This window comes from Sphingomonas sp. 67-41, from assembly GCF_001899725.1.
Lineage (GTDB): Bacteria > Pseudomonadota > Alphaproteobacteria > Sphingomonadales > Sphingomonadaceae > Sphingomonas > Sphingomonas leidyi.
In genome coordinates this window covers 55,052-71,607 of record NZ_MKWJ01000014.1, presented here as the reverse complement: position 1 = coordinate 71,607, position 16,556 = coordinate 55,052, and the positions used below count along the sequence as shown (strand labels likewise).

The following is a 16,556-nucleotide window of genomic DNA, read 5'->3' as shown; positions in this document are numbered from 1 at the left end:
GGTTGCATGAACCGAAAACAACAGGGCGTTCATCGGGATCGTTCGCGGTGCCCGGCGCATTGTCCGCGGCATGACAGGCGCCGGCATCCCGACCCCGCGCGAACGGATCGGCAGCGCGTTCGGCGCGCTGGCGCTGGTGGCGCTGCTCGTCTGGATGCTGATGCGCGGGCTGGGCGTGAACCTGCACCTCGTCCCCGCGCCGGCGATGCGGCTGGTCGCCTTCGCGCTGCCCCCGCCTCCCCCGCCGGAACCGCGAGTCGCACCCAAGCCGAAGCCGCACGCGCCTCGGGAAGCCGGCAAGGCCGCGCCACCCAACCTGGTGTCCCGCGCCAGCGAAGTGGCCGCACCGGTGAAGACGCCCCTGCCCCAGCCGCTTCCCGCCGCGACGATCCCGGCACAGGGCAGTGACGCGCATTCGGGCAATGCGCCGGTCGCCGGACCGGGCACCGGCGCGGGCGGGTCCGGCACCGGCTCGGGAGCGGGCGGCGACGGCGACGGATCGGGCGGCGGGGGCGGCACGGTGCTGCGGCTGCTCGAGGGCAGGATCACCGGGCGCGATTATCCGAAGGCCGCGGCGGAGGCCGGCGCGAGCGGCACGGTGGGCCTGCGCTTCACGGTGGGCGTGAACGGGCGGGTGACCGATTGCCAGGTGACGCGATCGAGCGGCAATGCCGACCTCGACGAGACAACCTGTCGGCTGATCAGGAAACGCTTCCGCTACGCGCCGAGCCGCGATGCGAACGGCAGGCCCTATGCGGACACGGTGACCGGAGAGCAGGTGTGGGAATTGTACGACCGGCCGGATCGCGCACCCTCGCCCTGAACGCGCCCGCCCGGCAGGCGTGGCACAAATGGGCCAACATCACGAACCATATGGGTTTGCACTGCGCCCGGCCCCCTGCCGGACCGGCATGCGAACACAGAAGGCCGGCGCTTGCACGTTGCAGCGGCCGGTGGACCGGTGCGCAGCCGTTCGGCTCAAGTCGAAGCTTCAGGCGCGCGCTCGAGGCGCCCATAAAATGAAAGAGGCCGCCGGGGCGTCTCCCGACGACCCGGCGACCTCCGACATGGTCAGCGGCCGGAAGCTCCAGCCCGGGAGACCATGCGGACCGCTTTGCTTCGGACTGACGCCGTTGATTGGAGGAGGATACCTCCCGCGCGCCTTACGATCGGAGGGCTTCCGATCGCGTCCGTCTGCTCAGCGGTGCGTCTCCCGAACGAACTGAACCGACCCCATTGCTGAACCATGAGACATCGGATCACCTCCTTTCGCTAGTTGAAGAAGCACGCACCCTCAAAGGGCACGCCAACTATTTGAATCACTGCGAGTCGCAGAACAAGTCTTGTATAAAATCTTTTTCTGAGCGATTCTGGAATTCTGGGCCGCAAAGCCGGGAACCTGCCCGGCGACTCACGCCCCCTCCCATACCCAAGGCTTCGCGCCGGTGCATGTCGGAGTCCGGCTTGCGCGAATAGCGCCGGCATTCGCCGGACTGGCGCTTGCGGATCATCGCGCCTCTCCTCGCGCCATCGACGCGCGCGGGCGGCCGATCTATCCGCGGCAATCCTCGGCGACGCGCAGCACCTCGGCATAGGCGGGCACCACCAGCGTGGGCAGGCCGTTGCCCTGGACGAGGAATCGCCCGCGACTATAGCCCATTGCGTCGAGCAGCGGATCCGCCGGGGCGAACTCGGCGGCCAGCCGCGGTGCCGCGCCGGAGAGCGGCTGGACCGCGATTTGGCGGAGCGTGCTGGTGGTGCGCACGGTGACGCTCGCCACACCCTCGCCCTTGCGCGAAAGCACCACTCGGCCGCGGCCGGCGTCGCAGCGCAGGATCAGCTCGGCCTCGCCCCCGGCCACGCCGAAGAACGCGACCGAACCGCGCCCGTCCTGGCGATAGACCCAGTCGCCGGGGGTGAGCGGCCAGTCGCGCCAGTCCGGGCCCTGGGGCACGGGCGACGGCGCCGGAGCCGGCGCGGGAGCAGGCGCAGGGACGGGCCTGGGCGGGGGCGCGGGCGGCGGCACCACGCGCGGCGTTTCCGAACAGCCCGCGATGGCGAGCGCGGAGGCGAAGACGAGCAGCTGGCGTCGCATGCGCGGCCTTATGCGGGAAGTGCCCGGGCGGCTCAACCGCTACGGCGACGAAACGGCCTGTCGCTTCGTTCTACCGCGGCAGCACCCTTCAGACCCGCTTCATGCCCTTGGCGATCCAGGGCTGGCGCGCCGCCTCGCATTCGCTTTCGGGGAGAGACGACCAGTCGAATGCGAATTCGGTGGCGGCATCGAACGTCGCGCCGGTGCAATTGCCCACCAGGCTCGCATCCTGATCCGCAAGCTTCGCCCCTTCCAGGCGCGCGCGCCGCAGGCTTGCGCCGGCAAGCTCGGCATCCCGGAAATCGGCGCCGCGCAGATCGGCGTTCGAGAAGGACACGCCGCGCAGATCCGCATCGGACAGCGTCGCGAAGCGCAGCGAGGCGCTGGTGAACCGCGCGCCGGCGGCGCTGGCCCCCTGGAGCAGCGCCCGATCGAGATTGGCGCCCACGAACGACGCATATTCGAGATAGGCATAGAAGAAGGCGGCCTGCTCGAGATGGGCACCGCGCAGATAGGCTCCCTCCATATAGGCGCCGGACAGCTCGGCGCGCTCGAGATGCACGTAGCGCAGCCGCGCCAGCCGGAAGCGGCAATCGACGAAGCTCGCCCCGGAAAGCACCGTCTTGCGGCCCAGCTGGATGCGATCGAAGGCGGATCCGGCGAGCGGCAGGCCGCCCCGGAGCACCGCCTCCCATTCCTCGCTCAATATGGTCTGCTCCGCGGCCGCGATGGCGCAGGGGCGAAGCTTGCGCCGTGCGCCGGCGATCTCGCGCTTCATTTCGATGACGGCGCGCGTCACGTCGCGCCCCTCGAGCCGCCTGAAACGCTCGCGCCAATCCTGCAGCCAGTTCCCAACGATGCTGCTGCCGGTCGCCTCGGCGCTGGCGACCAGCCGCGCCCGCAGCAGCTCGAAGGCGGGGCGCTGGAAGCTCTTGCCATATTCGCCGCGCAGGAACGCGCGCATCTGGTGCAGCGCCGCGATCTGCAGCGTCTCGCGCGCGGCGGCGGGGAATTTCTCGTCGATGGCGCCGGCCGCGCGCATCTGGATCTCCTGGAATTCCTTGAGGTTCACGTCCTTGCGCTGGTTGTCGAGCGTCGCGTTGACGTTGAGGTCGCGGAACAGCCAGAGCAGGAAGGCCGAGGGCACGCCGATCAGCAGCAGCAGGATCTGCGCGGCCTCCCGCCACTCGAGCCGCGGCGCCTGCGCATCGGTGAACAGCCGGTGGAATGCCGCCGCGACGCCGCGCGCCTCCTGCGGGAACAGCAACGAGAGGATGGTGGCGATGCCGAGCGGCACGAAGATGCCGACCAGGGCAAGCGCGACCGGCTTGGGCCAATGGCGCCGCAGCCCCATCCCCCGGGGCCGGCGCAGCCACAGGCGGAACCGCAGCCACGCCAGGCGCGTGCCGATCCGAAGCGCGAAGCGGACCTCGTGCCGCGGGCCGAACAGGTCGTCCAGCCACCAGCGCGAGACGCGCCTCCTCCATCCGGCCATCCGCTCCCCTTTCCACCCGCGATCGCATGGCAGGATTATCGCGACGGGCTCAGGAGTCCAGCGCAGGCCCCGGGGCCATATCGGCATTCAAGTCGGACGCCTGTCATCGCCGCCATTCCCGCACAAGCGGGGATGACGACGGAGAATCGGATACGCGTTCAGGCTCTCAGGCTAGCGCCGGCTGCCGCCGCCCCATTTCTTCTGCACCTTGCCGTAGCGCGTCTTGCGCGTTCCCGGCTTGCCCTCGTTGCTGCGCCCCATCACCGGCGCCTTGCGCTGGTCCTCGGGCAGGCCCAGTTCCTCGGCCTCCAGCGCGCGGATCTCGTCGCGCAGGCGCCCGGCCTCCTCGAATTCGAGGTTCGCCGCCGCGTCGCGCATCTTCTTCTCGAGCTCCTCGATATAGGCGCGCAGATTGTGGCCGACCATGTGCGGGCGATCGGCGTCGATCTCCACCGTCACCTGGTCCTTCGAGGCGACATGGGCGATGATGTCGCCGATATTCTTCTTCACCGTCTCCGGCGTGATGCCGTGCTCCGCATTATATTCCTGCTGCTTCTCGCGGCGGCGGCCGGTCTCGGCGAGCGCGCGCTCCATGCTGCCGGTCATGCGATCGGCATAGAGGATCACGCGCCCTTCCACGTTGCGCGCCGCGCGGCCGATCGTCTGGATCAGCGAGGTCTCGCTGCGCAGGAATCCTTCCTTGTCCGCATCGAGGATCGCCACCAGCCCGCACTCCGGGATGTCGAGCCCCTCGCGCAGCAGGTTGATGCCCACCAGTACGTCATAGACGCCCATGCGCAGGTCGCGGATCAGCTCGATGCGCTCCAGCGTCTCGGTGTCCGAGTGCATGTAGCGGACCTTCACCCCCGCTTCGTGCATATACTCGGTCAGGTCCTCGGCCATGCGCTTGGTAAGCGTGGTCACCAGGGTGCGATAGCCCTTGGCCGTGGTCGCCTTGCATTCCTGGATCAGGTCCTGCACCTGCTCCTCGACCGGCTTGATCTCCACCGGCGGATCGATGAGACCGGTGGGGCGGATCACCTGCTCGACGAACACGCCGCCGGCCTGCTCCATCTCCCAGCCGCCGGGCGTCGCCGAGACATAGACGGTCTGGGGGCGCATCGCTTCCCATTCGTTGAAGCGCAGCGGCCGGTTGTCGATCGCACTGGGCAGGCGGAAGCCATATTCGGCCAGCGTCACCTTGCGGCGATGGTCGCCGCGCGACATGCCGTTGATCTGGCCGATCGTCTGGTGGCTCTCGTCGACGAAGAGCAGCGCGTTCTCCGGCAGATATTCGAACAGGGTGGGCGGCGGCTCGCCAGGCAGGCGGCCGGTGAGGAAACGGCTGTAATTCTCGATGCCCGCGCAGCTGCCGGTGGCCGCGATCATCTCCAGGTCGAAGTTCGTCCGCTGCTCCAGCCGCTGGTGCTCGAGCAGCTTGCCCTCTGCCTCCAGCTCCTTGAGCCGCTCCGTCAGCTCGTGGCGGATGCCCTCCATCGCCTGCTTCATCGTCGGCCCGGGCGTCACATAGTGCGAATTGGCGAAGACGCGGACATAGTCGAGGCTTACCACCTTGGCCCCGGTCAGCGGGTCGAACTCGGTGATCTCCTCGATATCGTCGCCGAAGAAGCTGATCCGCCAGGCACTGTCCTCATAGTGCGACGGGAAGATCTCCAGGCTGTCGCCGCGCACCCGGAAATTGCCGCGCGCGAACGCCGCGTCGTTGCGCTTGTACTGGAGTGCGACGAGCTTGCGGATGATCTCGCGCTGGTCGGCCACCTGGCCCTTTTTCAGGTCGAAGATCATCGCCGAATAGGTCTCGACCGATCCGATGCCATAGAGGCAGGAGACCGACGCCACGATGATCACGTCGTCGCGCTCGAGCAGCGACCGGGTGGCCGAATGGCGCATCCGGTCGATCGCCTCGTTCACCGAGCTTTCCTTCTCGATGTAGGTATCCGAGCGCGGCACATAGGCCTCGGGCTGGTAATAGTCGTAATAGCTGACGAAATACTCGACCGCATTCTCGGGGAAGAAGCTCTTCATCTCGCCATAGAGCTGGGCCGCCAGGATCTTGTTGGGCGCGAGCACCAGCGCCGGGCGCTGCAGCGTCTCGATCACCTTCGCCATGGTATAGGTCTTGCCCGAGCCGGTGACGCCAAGCAGCACCTGGTCGCGCTCGCCTGCCTGGGCCTGCTCGACCAATTCGGGAATCGCGAAGCGCTGGTCGCCCGATGGCTGGTATTCGCTGACGAGCTTGAACGGCTTGCCGCCCTCGGACTTCTCCGGGCGCTGCGGGCGGTGCGGGACGAAGCTCTGCCCGGTCTCGGGCTCGGCCAGGCTGGTGCGAATCTGGATTGCCATCGCGGGGAATATGGGGTGTGGCTGGCACATACGCCAACCCCGGGGGGAACATCATGCGCCTGACGATCTTCGCCGCTGGAGCCCTGCTCCCGCTCGCCGCCTGCAATCAGGGGCCCTCGACCGAGGAGAGCGCGCGCAAGACCGGCGATATCCGCCTGGAAAATGCCGGCGTCGAGGAAGTCGCCAAGCAGGCCACCGCGGCGGATGCCAAGACGCCCAGCCAGCCGGGCCAGTGGGAAACCGGGATGCAGCTCGTCGCGCTGGAGCCGGGGGCGATGCCCGAGGCGATCGCCGCCAAGATGAAGGAAGATGTGGGCAAACCGCCCCGCACCGAGCGCGGCTGCCGCAAGGCCGAGGAGCTCAAGCCGCTCGACATCTCCAGGCTCGGCGCGATGGCATCCGGCTGCCGCTTCTCGAAATATCGCTTCGTCGGCGGCAAGCTGGATGCCGCGATGGAATGCGAAACGCCCATGGGCAAGGCGCAGGCGAGCTTCAGCGGCACCCAGACCCCGACCGCGTTCGATCTGACGATGACTCAGCGCCAGACCCCGACCGGGCAGACCAAGGCGACGTCGATGACCGTGCGGCTCACCGGCAAGCGCCTCGGGGAATGCAAGGCCTGACGCATGCGCCGCGCGCCGGCGGATATGCGGAACAGTTCCCGCGGCGGCTATTCGCGGCGATAGGCGATGCGCCACATCAGGGCGCCGATTCCCGCCGCGAACAGCGCCAGGATCGCGCTCGACGCCACGGCGCTGATCCAGCGGAACAAGAGCGCGCGATTGTCCATCGGCGGCATCTCGAACAGCCCGAAGCCATAGGTCTGGGCGCCGACGAAGATGGCGAGCGCTGTGACCGCGCCGACCAGCGCGGCATGGCGGGCGCGCCGCAAGCCGGCGACGTGCATCACCAGCCAGAGCGGGCCGCCCACCGCGGTGATCGCGATCCCGGCGATCAGGCTGCCGATCAGCCAGCCGCTGACCAGGCTGATCGGATCGCGCTTGCCGCCGAGCAGCAGCAGCCCGAGCACGATCAGGCCCGCGAACGCGCTCCCGACGCCGAGCGCAAGCCCGGCGCGGTCGATCGTCGTATCATAGCGTCGCACGGCGCCCGTCGCGCGGTTGTTCACTGGGGGACCCCTCCCGGATTCGCCGGAAGATAAACCCGGGCACCGAGTCCCTTCAAGCACCTGAAGGGCGAGGGTGTACCGAATCCGGCGCGTCAGCGCAGCGCGTCGAACCGGCCGGCCTGGATGCAATGGCCGAGCGCCGCATAGTCGGGTGCGGGCGGCGGCGCGCCCAGCGGCGGCACCATGAAGCTCTCGCCGATCCGGTGCGCGGCGAAGCGGGCCGGATCCTCGCCCGCGCAGCGCAGCATGCCGCGCAACATGAAGGGCGGCGTGGCATAGCCTTCGCGCGAGAGGCGGAACGTGCCCCAATGCACCGCGAGCGCATCGGGCCGGCCCAGCCCGTCCCACACCCGGATCGCGTCCCGCGGGCCGACATGGCTGCCGCTCGCCATCTGCCCCTCGTCGAAGCGGAAGGCGCCGATCGGGATCGCCGCGAAGCGGATCGGGCCGAGCGCGGCCGCCTCGGCCGGCCATTTGCCGTCGCCGAGCCCGGTGTCGCCCGCGAAGAAGAAATTGCCGTGCGGCAGGTGCACCACGAAGCTCGACCACAGCGCACGGCTGCGATCGGCGAACCAGCGGCTGCCCCAGTGGTGGCTGCGCGTGACGGTCACCGCCGCGCCGAACCGCCCCGCCACCCCCTGGCCCCAGTCAAGCGCCGTCGCCTTCACGCCGGCTCCGGCCATCACCGCGTCATTGCCCAGCGGCGTCACGATCAGCGGCCGGTCGCGATCCCAAAGCCGCTTGAGCGTCGGCAGGTCCATATGGTCGTAGTGATTGTGGCTGACCAGGACGAGGTCGATCCTGGGCAGGTCCTCGAAGCGCACCCCCGGTGCCGCCACTCGCCTGGGCCCGATGCCGAACGGTCCGACGGTATCGCTCCACACCGGATCGGTGAGGATGTTCACGCCGTCCGCCTGCACCAGCACGGTGGCGTGCCCGATCCAGGTGACGCGCATCTCGCCGCCGTCCACGCGCGCCGGCGGCTTGGCCGGGGTCGCCGCGACATGCCCGGGCCATTTCGGTCGGGTCGGGTCGCCGAAGACCTGCTGCCACAGCAGCCTGTTGCGGCGGGCGGCGGAGATGTCGAGCGCGTCGCCGTCGGGATTGAAGAAGCGCCGCCCGTCGAAATGGCCGCTGACGGGGCCGCGATAATAGATGCGATCGAGGAAGAAGGGCGCGACGCTCGCGGCAAGGCACAGCGCGACCGCGATCCAGAACAAGATGGCAAGGACGATCCGGATCGGGCGCATTGCCGATCATGTCGTTACGCATCCGCACGTCTTCAAGCTTGATCGCGATGCGGCGCCCAGCCTAACCCCGGCGGCATGGACCCGCTGCCCCAGACGCCCCAGGAAGCCGCGCTCGAGCTGGAGAAGCTCGCCGGCGAGATCGCGCACCACAACCGCCTCTACCATGCCGAGGACGCGCCCGAGATCAGCGACGCCGACTATGACGCGCTGATGCGGCGCAACGCCGCGATCGAGACCGCATTCCCCGATCTGGTCCGCGCCGATTCGCCGTCGCGGCTGGTCGGCGCCGCACCGTCCGGCCGGCTCGCCAAGGTGGCGCATGCGCGGCCGATGTTCAGCCTGGACAACGGCTTCGACGACGCGGACGTCGCCGATTTCCTCGGCCGGGTCCGCCGCTTCCTGGCGCTGGGCGATGCCGAGCCGATCGCACTCACCGCCGAGCCCAAGATCGACGGCCTTTCCTGCGCGCTGCGCTACGAGAAGGGCCGGCTGGTCCAGGCGCTCACGCGCGGCGACGGCCAGATCGGCGAGGACGTGACCGCCAATGCCCGGACCATCGGCGACGTGCCCCAGGAAATCGCCGGCGCGCCCGAGGTCTTCGAGGTGCGCGGCGAGGTGTACATGGCGAAGGCGGATTTCGCTGCCCTCAACGCCCGGCTGCTCGCCGAGGCGGCGGAGGCCGGCAAGGAAGCGCGCCAGTTCGCCAATCCGCGCAATGCCGCCGCCGGATCGCTGCGCCAGAAGGACGCCGCCGTCACTGCGGCGCGCCCGCTGCGCTTCCTCGCCTGGGGCTGGGGCGAGACCAGCGCGCTGCCCGGCGAGACCCAGGCGGAAGTGATCCGCGCGATCGCCGCGATGGGCTTCCCGGTTTCGGACCTGTTCGTCGGCCCCGTCGACCTCGAGGCCGCGCTTGCGCAATATGGGAAGATCGAGGCGGTCCGCGCCGACCTGCCCTTCGACATCGACGGCGTGGTCTACAAGATCGACCGGCTGGACTGGCAGGCCCGGCTCGGCTTTGTGGGCCGCGCCCCGCGCTGGGGGCTTGCGCACAAATTCCCCGCCGAGCGCGCCCAGACCCTATTGCGCGGCATCGACATCCAGGTCGGCCGCACCGGCAAGCTCACGCCGGTCGCCCGGCTGGAGCCGGTTACCGTCGGCGGCGTCGTCGTCACCAACGCGACGCTGCACAATGCCGACGAGATCGCGCGCCTGGGCGTGCGCCCGGGCGACCGGGTCGTGCTCCAGCGCGCCGGCGACGTGATCCCGCAGATCGTCGAGAACCTGACCCGCGACGAGGACCGGCCGGCATTCCTGTTCCCCAGCCATTGCCCGATCTGCCATTCGGAAGCCGTGGCCGAGGAAGGCGAAGTCGACATACGCTGCACGGGCGGGCTGATCTGCCCGGCCCAGCGGCTCGAGCGCCTCAAGCACTTCGTCAGCCGCGGCGCGCTCGACATCGAGGGGCTGGGCGAGAAGACCCTGATCGAGCTGCTCGACCTGGGCTGGATCGTCGAGCCGGCGGACATCTTCCGCCTCGCCCCCCATCGCGCCGAACTGCTGGGCCGCGAAGGCTGGCAGGAGAAGTCGGTCGACGCGCTGCTCGCCGCGATCGAAGCCAAGCGCGCACCCGATGCGGCGCGGCTGCTCTTCGGCCTGGGCATCCGCCATATCGGGGCGATCACGGCACGAGACCTTTTGAAACGCTATGCAACATTGCCGGCGCTCCAGGCGCTCGCCGACGAGGTCATCGCGCTGCGCGATGCAACGCCGCCACAGATCGGTGAGACCGAGACGAAACACCGTGCGCGGCTCGACAAGGCGATCGCCGAGCATATCGGAGTCGAGAATGTCGGCGGCGCCGTCGGCCAGGCCCTGGCCGATTTCTTCCACGAGCCGCACAATCGCGCGGTGTGGGAAGACCTTCTGGGCGAAGTCGCCCCGCCGCCCTTCATCGTCGAGACACGCGAATCGGAAGTATCGGGAAAGACGCTGGTTTTCACCGGCACGCTGGAGGCGCTGAGTCGCGACGAGGCCAAGGCTCAGGCCGAATCGCTGGGTGCGCGAGTCGCGGGATCGGTGTCCGCGAAGACCGATCTGGTGATTGCGGGCCCCGGCGCGGGTTCGAAGCTGAAAAAGGCCGCAGAACTCGGAATCCGCGTAATTTCGGAGAGCGAATGGTTGCAGATCGTCGCCATAGTGGAGTGACTTTTTTGCAACGCAACAATCCTGAATCGCAGATTAACCGGCCTGCCCCACAGGACTCGGATTGACTGTCACAGGACCGACATAAATTAATCGCATGGGCGGCGACGACGGTGAACCGCACCGCGTTCAGTGCAGACGATAAGCACACACCGAAAGGGAAACACCTCTAATGCGCACCAAGCTTTTTGCGGGCGTGGCTTTTGCCGCGCTGATGGTCCCGGGGGCGGCGTTCGCGCAGTCCACCGGTACGCAGGACTTCGAGGGCGAGACCGAGATCGTCGTGACCGGCGGCCGTGCCGACAATGGCGTGAACGGAATCATCATTCCGGACACCTCGCGGGCCAAGGGCGTCCTCACGCAGGAATTCATCGAACGCCAGGCGCCGGGCGCCAGCGTCAATGATCTGATCAACCAGCTCCCGGGCGTCAGCTTCCAGAATAACGATCCCTATGGTTCGTCGGGCGGCTCGATGAGCATCCGCGGCTTCGACTCGACGCGCATCAGCCAGACCTTCGACGGCGTGCCGCTGAACGATTCGGGCAACTACGCCATCTATTCGAACCAGCAGATCGATCCGGAACTGATCGAGCAGGTCAACGTCAACCTCGGCTCGACCGACGTCGACTCGCCGACCGCCGGCGCGACCGGTTCGACCGTCAACTACCGCACGCGCGTCCCCAGCCGCGACTTCGGCGTGAAGCTGGTCGGTTCGGTGGGCCAGTACGGCTTCTTCCGCACCTTCGGCCTCGTCGACACCGGCGAGTTCACTTCGGCCGGCACCCGTGCGTGGTTCGCGGCGAGCCAGTCGCGCAACTATCAGCGCTGGAACCCGAACTCGAAGATCAACAAGCAGCAGTTCAACGCCAAGATCTATCAGCCGCTGGGCGATAGCGGCGACTTCATTGCGATCGCGGGCCACTACAACGAGAACCGCAACAACTTCCAGGGCTCGGTTCCGCTGCGTTGGGACACCGTGCAGCGCGCGGTCGGCTGCGCCGTCACGACCAACCCCTGCCCCGCGGGCCAGCAGGTCGTCATCTCCAATGGCGTGCGCAACACCGGCGTGAACGCGACCGACCGTTACCCGATGAACAACGGCGAAGCGTTCTACAACGTCCCGGCCTGCACCATCAACACGGTGGCCCGCCCGGGCGTGGCCGACGTCGCCAACAGCTGCGGCTCGACCTTCGACGAGCGCTTCAACCCGTCGAACACCGGCAACATCCGCGGCCAGTCGCGCTTCACCCTGTCTGACGGCCTCGTCCTCACGGTCGACCCGAGCTACCAGTTCGTCAAGGCGAACGGCGGCGGCACCGTCGTCGCGAACGAGTCGAGCTTCGACCTCAACCCGGCCGGCACGCCGGCGCGCGCGAACTGCAACACCACCGCCAACAGCGGCACGGTGAACTGCCAGCCGGGCTATTGGGGCGGCACGCCCTATGCCGGCCGCGACCTAAACGGCGACGGCGACACGCTCGACACCGTTCGCGTCCTGGCCCCCAGCCAGACCCAGACGCACCGCATCGGCGTCATCGCGTCGCTGCGCTACGACCTGTCGCCCGACCAGAGCGTCCGTATCGCCTACACCTATGACCGTGCGCGCCACCGTCAGACCGGCGAGCTCGGCTATCTGCAGCTCAACGGCAAGCCCTTCGACGTCTTCCCGGTCAACAACCCGATCCTCGACGCGAACGGCAACTCCCTGCAGAAGCGCGACCGTCTGTCGTACGCGATCCTGCAGCAGGTCGCGGCCGAATATCGCGGCGAGTTCTTCGACGGCACGCTGAAGATCAATGCGGGCGTCCGCGCGCCGTTCATGCGCCGCAACCTGACCAACTATTGCGCCACGTCGAGCGCTTCGGGCTTCATCGAGTGCGGTTCGCAGGTCGCCGGCTTCCTCGCCGGCACCCCGATCCAGACGGTGACGCCGAGCGCCGCCGCCGCTTCGGGCGCCACCTGCGTCACTGCGGCGCCGGTGCCGCCGGCGACCACCGGCGTGACCACCTGCTCCTTCGCGACGCAGGGGCCGCAGCAGCGCGTCCTGAACTACAACCGCGTGCTGCCGAACGTCGGCTACACCTGGTCGCTGACTCCGCAGGTCGACGTGTTCGGCAACTACTCGAAGGGCCTGCAGGTCCCGGGTACGGACAACCTCTACAACTCCTTCTACTTCCCGAAGGGTTCGGAGCGCGCCACGCCGAAGCCGGAGACCACGGACAATTTCGACCTCGGCATCCGCTATCGCTCGGCGACGCTGCAGGCGCAGTTCGGCGCGTGGTACACCAACTACAAGAACCGTCTGGCTTCGTCCTACGATCCCGAGCTGGAAAAGTCGGTCTACCGCAACCTCGGCACCGTGCGTAAGTACGGCTTCGACGGCTCGGTGACCTACCAGCCCGTCAAGGAGCTGAGCGTCTACGCCTTCGGTTCGTACCTCCACTCGGAGATCGTGAACAACGTCGAGGTCGCCCGCACCACGGCCGGCACGATCATCTACGCCCCGACCGCCGGCAAGCGCGAGTCGAACGCTCCCGTCTACACCTTCGGTGGCGGCGCGACGGTCGACATCGAGCCGGTGTCGCTCGGCATCGACGTGAAGCGCACGGGTCCGCGCTACATCTACGACACCAACGAGCCGATCCGTCAGGCCCTCACCGTCAACGGTGCGGTCCAGACCTTCGACATCTTCCCGGCCAAGACCCCGGCCTACACGCTGGTTGACCTCAATGCGCGTGTCGACCTCACCTGGGCCGGCCTGAACAAGAAGACCTATTTCCAGGTCAATGTTCGCAACCTGTTCAACGAGTTCTGGGTCGGTTCGGTCAACAGCGGCAACGGCGCGCTGAACCAGGGCCCGACCTTCAACGCGACGACGGGTGCGATCACCAACTACGGCAACCCGCCGTTCACCCAGATCGGTTACCCGCGCACCGTGATGGGCACGCTGGTCGTCGGCTTCTAAGCCACGATCCGCTTCCCGAACGGGAACACGAAGCCGCCGCTCCGGAAACGGAGCGGCGGTTTTCGTTTGGGGGGCGTATCGATTGCAAGCGCCGGCGATGCCGGTCCGACTCGACCATCGGCCATCCCCGGATCGGGGGGGGGGGGCGACGGCATCGCGGCACTTGCCGGCGGGAAGGACTCAGGCTGCCTCGGGCGCCCGTGCGTAGATGCTGTTCAGCGGCTTCGCGAAGACGCGGCGGACCATCGGCTCGAAAAAGGCGAGCGGCGCGCTTTCATAGGTCGGGTCGAACGCCGCCTGATCATAGCGCTCGCAGAATTCCGCACATGCCTCGAAATGCGGATGCCCGCGAAACCCCTCGCGCACCTCGCGGTCCAGCCCGAGATGGTGGAAGAAATAATAGCCCTGGAAGGCGCCGTGCTTGTCGGCGATCCAGTGCAGTTCCTCGCTGACAAAGGGGCGCAGGATCGCGGCGGCGATCTCGGGATGATTGTAGCTCCCCAGCGTGTCGCCAATGTCGTGGAGCAGGGCCATCACCACATAGTTCTCGCCGCGTCCGTCGCGATGCGCGCGCGTCGCGGTCTGGAGCGAGTGCTGCAGCCGGTCGATCGCGAATCCGCCGAAATCGCCGTCGAGCAGCTTGAGGTGCCCCAGGATCCGATCGGGCAATCCGCCCGCAAAGCCGCGGAACGCCCCGCCGATGATCGCCCAGTCCTCGGCGGTGCCTTCCGTCATCGCGTGGAATTTCGCGCGTTCGCCGCCCTGATCCATCCTCGCTCTCCGCAATCGCCCCGGTCTCGCGCCGGCGCGCCCAGCCTACGCCTCTTTGCCCCCGCCTGTCAGCGGTGTTAGAGGCTTGGGCGTGGCTACCCTGGATCCTAGCTCCCCGTTCCTCGCCCAGCCGTTGAAGCAGCCGGCGCCCGCCGCGCTGTCGCGCCCGTTCTTCGAGGACAAGAACCGCGCCTTCTGGATGCTCCAGGCCGGCGGCTGGACCGGCTATCTGCTGCTGCGCACCGTGGTGTCGCTGTCCAACGGCTTCAGCGTCGAGGGCGTGATCGCGGTGATCATCGAATCGATCATCGGCTATTGCCTCACGCTGCTGCTCTCGACGCTCTACGGCTATTACCGGCGGTTGCCGCGCATCCCGGGCATCCTGCTGACGCTGGCGACGCTGGGCACGGCGACGGCGATCTATGCGGTGCTCGACGCGTTCATCTATTCCTTCATCAAGATGCCGACGCCGAACATCTCGTTCAATCTGGTCGTCGGCACCGTGTTCATCAACTTCACCGTGCTGGCTGGCTGGTCCGCGCTCTATTTCGCGATCAACTTCTATCTGATCGTCGAGCAGCAGATCGATCAGATGCAGGCGCTGGAAGTGCAGGCGAGCCATGCCCAGCTGGCGATGCTGCGCTACCAGCTCAACCCGCATTTCCTGTTTAACACGCTCAACTCGATCTCCACGCTGGTGCTGCTGAAGCAGACCGAGCGGGCGAACATCATGCTCTCCCGCCTTTCCTCCTTCCTGCGCTACACGCTGGCGAACGAGCCCACCGCGCACGTCACGCTCGCCCAGGAGGCCGAGACGCTGAAGCTCTATCTCGAGATCGAGAAGATGCGCTTCGACGAGCGCCTGCGCCCGCATTTCGACATCGACGAGCGCGTCGCCAAGGCGCGGCTGCCTTCGCTGCTGCTCCAGCCGCTCGTCGAGAATGCGATCAAATATGCCGTCACGCCCCAGGAAGAGGGCGCCGATATCACCGTCTCCGCTCGGCTCGCCGGAGAACGAGTGCAGATCGCCGTATCCGATACGGGTCCGGGATTGATCGAGGCCAAGCAGCGGCCGACCCTTTCAACCGGCGTGGGGCTCGCCAATATCAAGGAACGGTTGGCCCAGGCTTTCGGGCCTGACCATCGATTTGAGACGCGTTCGGACCCAGGGAAGGGGTTCAGCGTTGAGATCGAGATACCGTTCCAGATCGAGGAACCTAATCGAGAGGCCGCATGACCATCCGTACTATTCTGGTCGACGACGAATCCCTGGCCATCCAGGGGCTCGAGCTGAGGCTTCAGGAACATGACGACGTCGAGATCATCGACAGATGCTCGAACGGGCGCGAAGCGATCCGTTCGATCAAGACCCACAAGCCCGACCTTGTCTTCCTCGACATCCAGATGCCCGGTTTCGACGGCTTCTCGGTCGTCCAGGGGCTGATGGAAGTCGAGCCGCCGCTGTTCGTCTTCGTGACCGCCTATAGCGATCACGCGATCCGCGCCTTCGAGGCGCAGGCGGTGGACTATCTGATGAAGCCGGTCGAACCCGCCCGGCTGGCCGATACGATCGAGCGCGTCCGCCAGCGCCTCAGCGAGAAGCGCGGCGTCGAGGAGATCGAGAAGCTGAAGGAAGTGCTTGCCGAAGTGGCTCCCGAAGCGGTCGACGAGATCGCCGCCTCGGCCATGGACGGCGAGATGGCATCGAACCGTTTCGAGAAGCTGATCAACATCAAGGATCGCGGCCAGATCTTCCGCGTCGACGTCGACACGATCGAGCGGATCGACGCCGCCGGCGACTATATGTGCATCTACACCGGCGACAACACGCTGATCCTGCGCGAGACGATGAAGGATCTCGAGAAGCGGCTGGATCCGCGCCGCTTCCAGCGCGTGCACCGTTCGACCATCGTCAATCTCGACCTGGTCCGCCAGGTCAAGCCGCACACCAATGGCGAATGCTTCCTCGTGCTCGATTCGGGCGCGCAGGTGAAGGTGAGCCGCTCCTATCGCGACGTGGTGGCGCGGTTCGTCCACTAGGGTCAAGACTCGTTCAGCAAACCTTGTCATCCCCGTGCAGGCGGGGATCCGGGGTAGTGCGGGATATCGATGCCATCACGCGAACGCTCTCCGGAGAGGGCTGGACCTGCCGCACGCACCCCACCCTTGGCCCTGGATCCCCGCCTCCGCGGGGATGACGAACGAAATCAAGGCCTTGATCGGGTTCTAACCCTAGGTCGAGGGCTGATATTCCTTCAATCGTCATCCCCGTGCAGGCGGGGATG

The 16,556-nt window shown here is 67.4% G+C and carries 13 protein-coding genes; 6 read left to right on the top strand and 7 right to left on the bottom strand.

Translation table 11 applies throughout. The features are described 5' to 3' along the window. Window positions 1-70 precede the first annotated feature (70 nt). A complete protein-coding gene (locus tag BGP17_RS08160) occupies window positions 71-823 on the top strand; it encodes an energy transducer TonB (protein WP_286711624.1) in 753 nt (250 codons plus the stop codon). 496 nt (window positions 824-1,319) lie between these two features. Here BGP17_RS08160 and BGP17_RS08155 read toward each other — a convergent pair whose 3' ends face one another. From BGP17_RS08155 to uvrB, 4 genes are all read right to left on the bottom strand, one after another. Then, window positions 1,320-1,511: a hypothetical protein gene (locus BGP17_RS08155; protein WP_286711623.1), complete on the bottom strand. Its 192-nt coding sequence runs from the start codon at window positions 1,509-1,511 to the stop codon at window positions 1,320-1,322. A 41-nt stretch (window positions 1,512-1,552) separates the two neighbouring features. Beyond that, window positions 1,553-2,095: a hypothetical protein gene (locus tag BGP17_RS08150; protein WP_167301271.1), complete on the bottom strand. Its 543-nt coding sequence runs from the start codon at window positions 2,093-2,095 to the stop codon at window positions 1,553-1,555. 88 nt (window positions 2,096-2,183) lie between these two features. Further along, a complete protein-coding gene (locus tag BGP17_RS08145) occupies window positions 2,184-3,590 on the bottom strand; it encodes a pentapeptide repeat-containing protein (protein ID WP_286711622.1) in 1,407 nt (468 codons plus the stop codon). A gap of 171 nt (window positions 3,591-3,761) precedes the next feature. Continuing rightward, entirely contained in the window at window positions 3,762-5,954 is a 2,193-nt protein-coding gene (gene uvrB / locus BGP17_RS08140) for an excinuclease ABC subunit UvrB (protein WP_286711621.1), read from the bottom strand. 53 nt (window positions 5,955-6,007) lie between these two features. On the opposite strand from uvrB, the gene BGP17_RS08135 reads away from it, so the two are divergent. Continuing rightward, entirely contained in the window at window positions 6,008-6,577 is a 570-nt protein-coding gene (locus tag BGP17_RS08135; RefSeq protein WP_286711620.1) for a DUF3617 domain-containing protein, read from the top strand. Window positions 6,578-6,624: 47 nt separating this feature from the next. On the opposite strand, the gene BGP17_RS08130 is transcribed toward BGP17_RS08135, so the two are convergent. Both BGP17_RS08130 and BGP17_RS08125 read right to left on the bottom strand, forming a co-directional pair. Continuing rightward, window positions 6,625-7,083, bottom strand: coding sequence for a hypothetical protein (locus BGP17_RS08130; protein ID WP_167301267.1), 459 nt, complete (start codon window positions 7,081-7,083; stop codon window positions 6,625-6,627). Between the two features lie 92 nt (window positions 7,084-7,175). Beyond that, a complete protein-coding gene (locus BGP17_RS08125; protein ID WP_286711619.1) occupies window positions 7,176-8,333 on the bottom strand; it encodes an MBL fold metallo-hydrolase in 1,158 nt (385 codons plus the stop codon). A 75-nt stretch (window positions 8,334-8,408) separates the two neighbouring features. Between BGP17_RS08125 and ligA the strand changes: the two genes are divergently transcribed. Both ligA and BGP17_RS08115 read left to right on the top strand, forming a co-directional pair. After that, the gene (ligA, locus tag BGP17_RS08120; protein WP_286711618.1) at window positions 8,409-10,538 is read left to right on the top strand and encodes an NAD-dependent DNA ligase LigA; all 2,130 of its coding nucleotides are present in this window, start codon (window positions 8,409-8,411) and stop codon (window positions 10,536-10,538) included. Window positions 10,539-10,707: 169 nt separating this feature from the next. Continuing rightward, entirely contained in the window at window positions 10,708-13,500 is a 2,793-nt protein-coding gene (locus BGP17_RS08115; RefSeq protein WP_286711617.1) for a TonB-dependent receptor, read from the top strand. A gap of 180 nt (window positions 13,501-13,680) precedes the next feature. On the opposite strand, the gene BGP17_RS08110 is transcribed toward BGP17_RS08115, so the two are convergent. Then, the gene (locus tag BGP17_RS08110; protein ID WP_380925878.1) at window positions 13,681-14,235 is read right to left on the bottom strand and encodes an HD domain-containing protein; all 555 of its coding nucleotides are present in this window, start codon (window positions 14,233-14,235) and stop codon (window positions 13,681-13,683) included. A 235-nt stretch (window positions 14,236-14,470) separates the two neighbouring features. On the opposite strand from BGP17_RS08110, the gene BGP17_RS08105 reads away from it, so the two are divergent. Both BGP17_RS08105 and BGP17_RS08100 read left to right on the top strand, forming a co-directional pair. Beyond that, the gene (locus BGP17_RS08105; RefSeq protein ID WP_086128473.1) at window positions 14,471-15,508 is read left to right on the top strand and encodes a sensor histidine kinase; all 1,038 of its coding nucleotides are present in this window, start codon (window positions 14,471-14,473) and stop codon (window positions 15,506-15,508) included. Beyond that, window positions 15,505-16,311, top strand: coding sequence for a LytR/AlgR family response regulator transcription factor (locus tag BGP17_RS08100; RefSeq protein ID WP_086128202.1), 807 nt, complete (start codon window positions 15,505-15,507; stop codon window positions 16,309-16,311). The genes BGP17_RS08105 and BGP17_RS08100 overlap by 4 nt, the downstream gene beginning before the upstream one ends. The last annotated feature ends 245 nt before the right edge of the window (window positions 16,312-16,556 follow it).

Bases quoted from the DNA above. Each gene is read 5' to 3' on its own strand.
- BGP17_RS08160 (WP_286711624.1), top strand. From the start codon at position 71: ATGACAGGCGCCGGCATCCCGACCCCGCGCGAACGGATCGGCAGCGCG.
- BGP17_RS08155 (WP_286711623.1), bottom strand. From the start codon at position 1,511: ATGATCCGCAAGCGCCAGTCCGGCGAATGCCGGCGCTATTCGCGCAAG.
- BGP17_RS08150 (WP_167301271.1), bottom strand. From the start codon at position 2,095: ATGCGACGCCAGCTGCTCGTCTTCGCCTCCGCGCTCGCCATCGCGGGC.
- BGP17_RS08145 (WP_286711622.1), bottom strand. From the start codon at position 3,590: ATGGCCGGATGGAGGAGGCGCGTCTCGCGCTGGTGGCTGGACGACCTG.
- uvrB (WP_286711621.1), bottom strand. From the start codon at position 5,954: ATGGCAATCCAGATTCGCACCAGCCTGGCCGAGCCCGAGACCGGGCAG.
- BGP17_RS08135 (WP_286711620.1), top strand. From the start codon at position 6,008: ATGCGCCTGACGATCTTCGCCGCTGGAGCCCTGCTCCCGCTCGCCGCC.
- BGP17_RS08125 (WP_286711619.1), bottom strand. From the start codon at position 8,333: ATGCGCCCGATCCGGATCGTCCTTGCCATCTTGTTCTGGATCGCGGTC.
- ligA (WP_286711618.1), top strand. From the start codon at position 8,409: ATGGACCCGCTGCCCCAGACGCCCCAGGAAGCCGCGCTCGAGCTGGAG.
- BGP17_RS08115 (WP_286711617.1), top strand. From the start codon at position 10,708: ATGCGCACCAAGCTTTTTGCGGGCGTGGCTTTTGCCGCGCTGATGGTC.
- BGP17_RS08110 (WP_380925878.1), bottom strand. From the start codon at position 14,235: ATGACGGAAGGCACCGCCGAGGACTGGGCGATCATCGGCGGGGCGTTC.
- BGP17_RS08105 (WP_086128473.1), top strand. From the start codon at position 14,471: ATGCTCCAGGCCGGCGGCTGGACCGGCTATCTGCTGCTGCGCACCGTG.
- BGP17_RS08100 (WP_086128202.1), top strand. From the start codon at position 15,505: ATGACCATCCGTACTATTCTGGTCGACGACGAATCCCTGGCCATCCAG.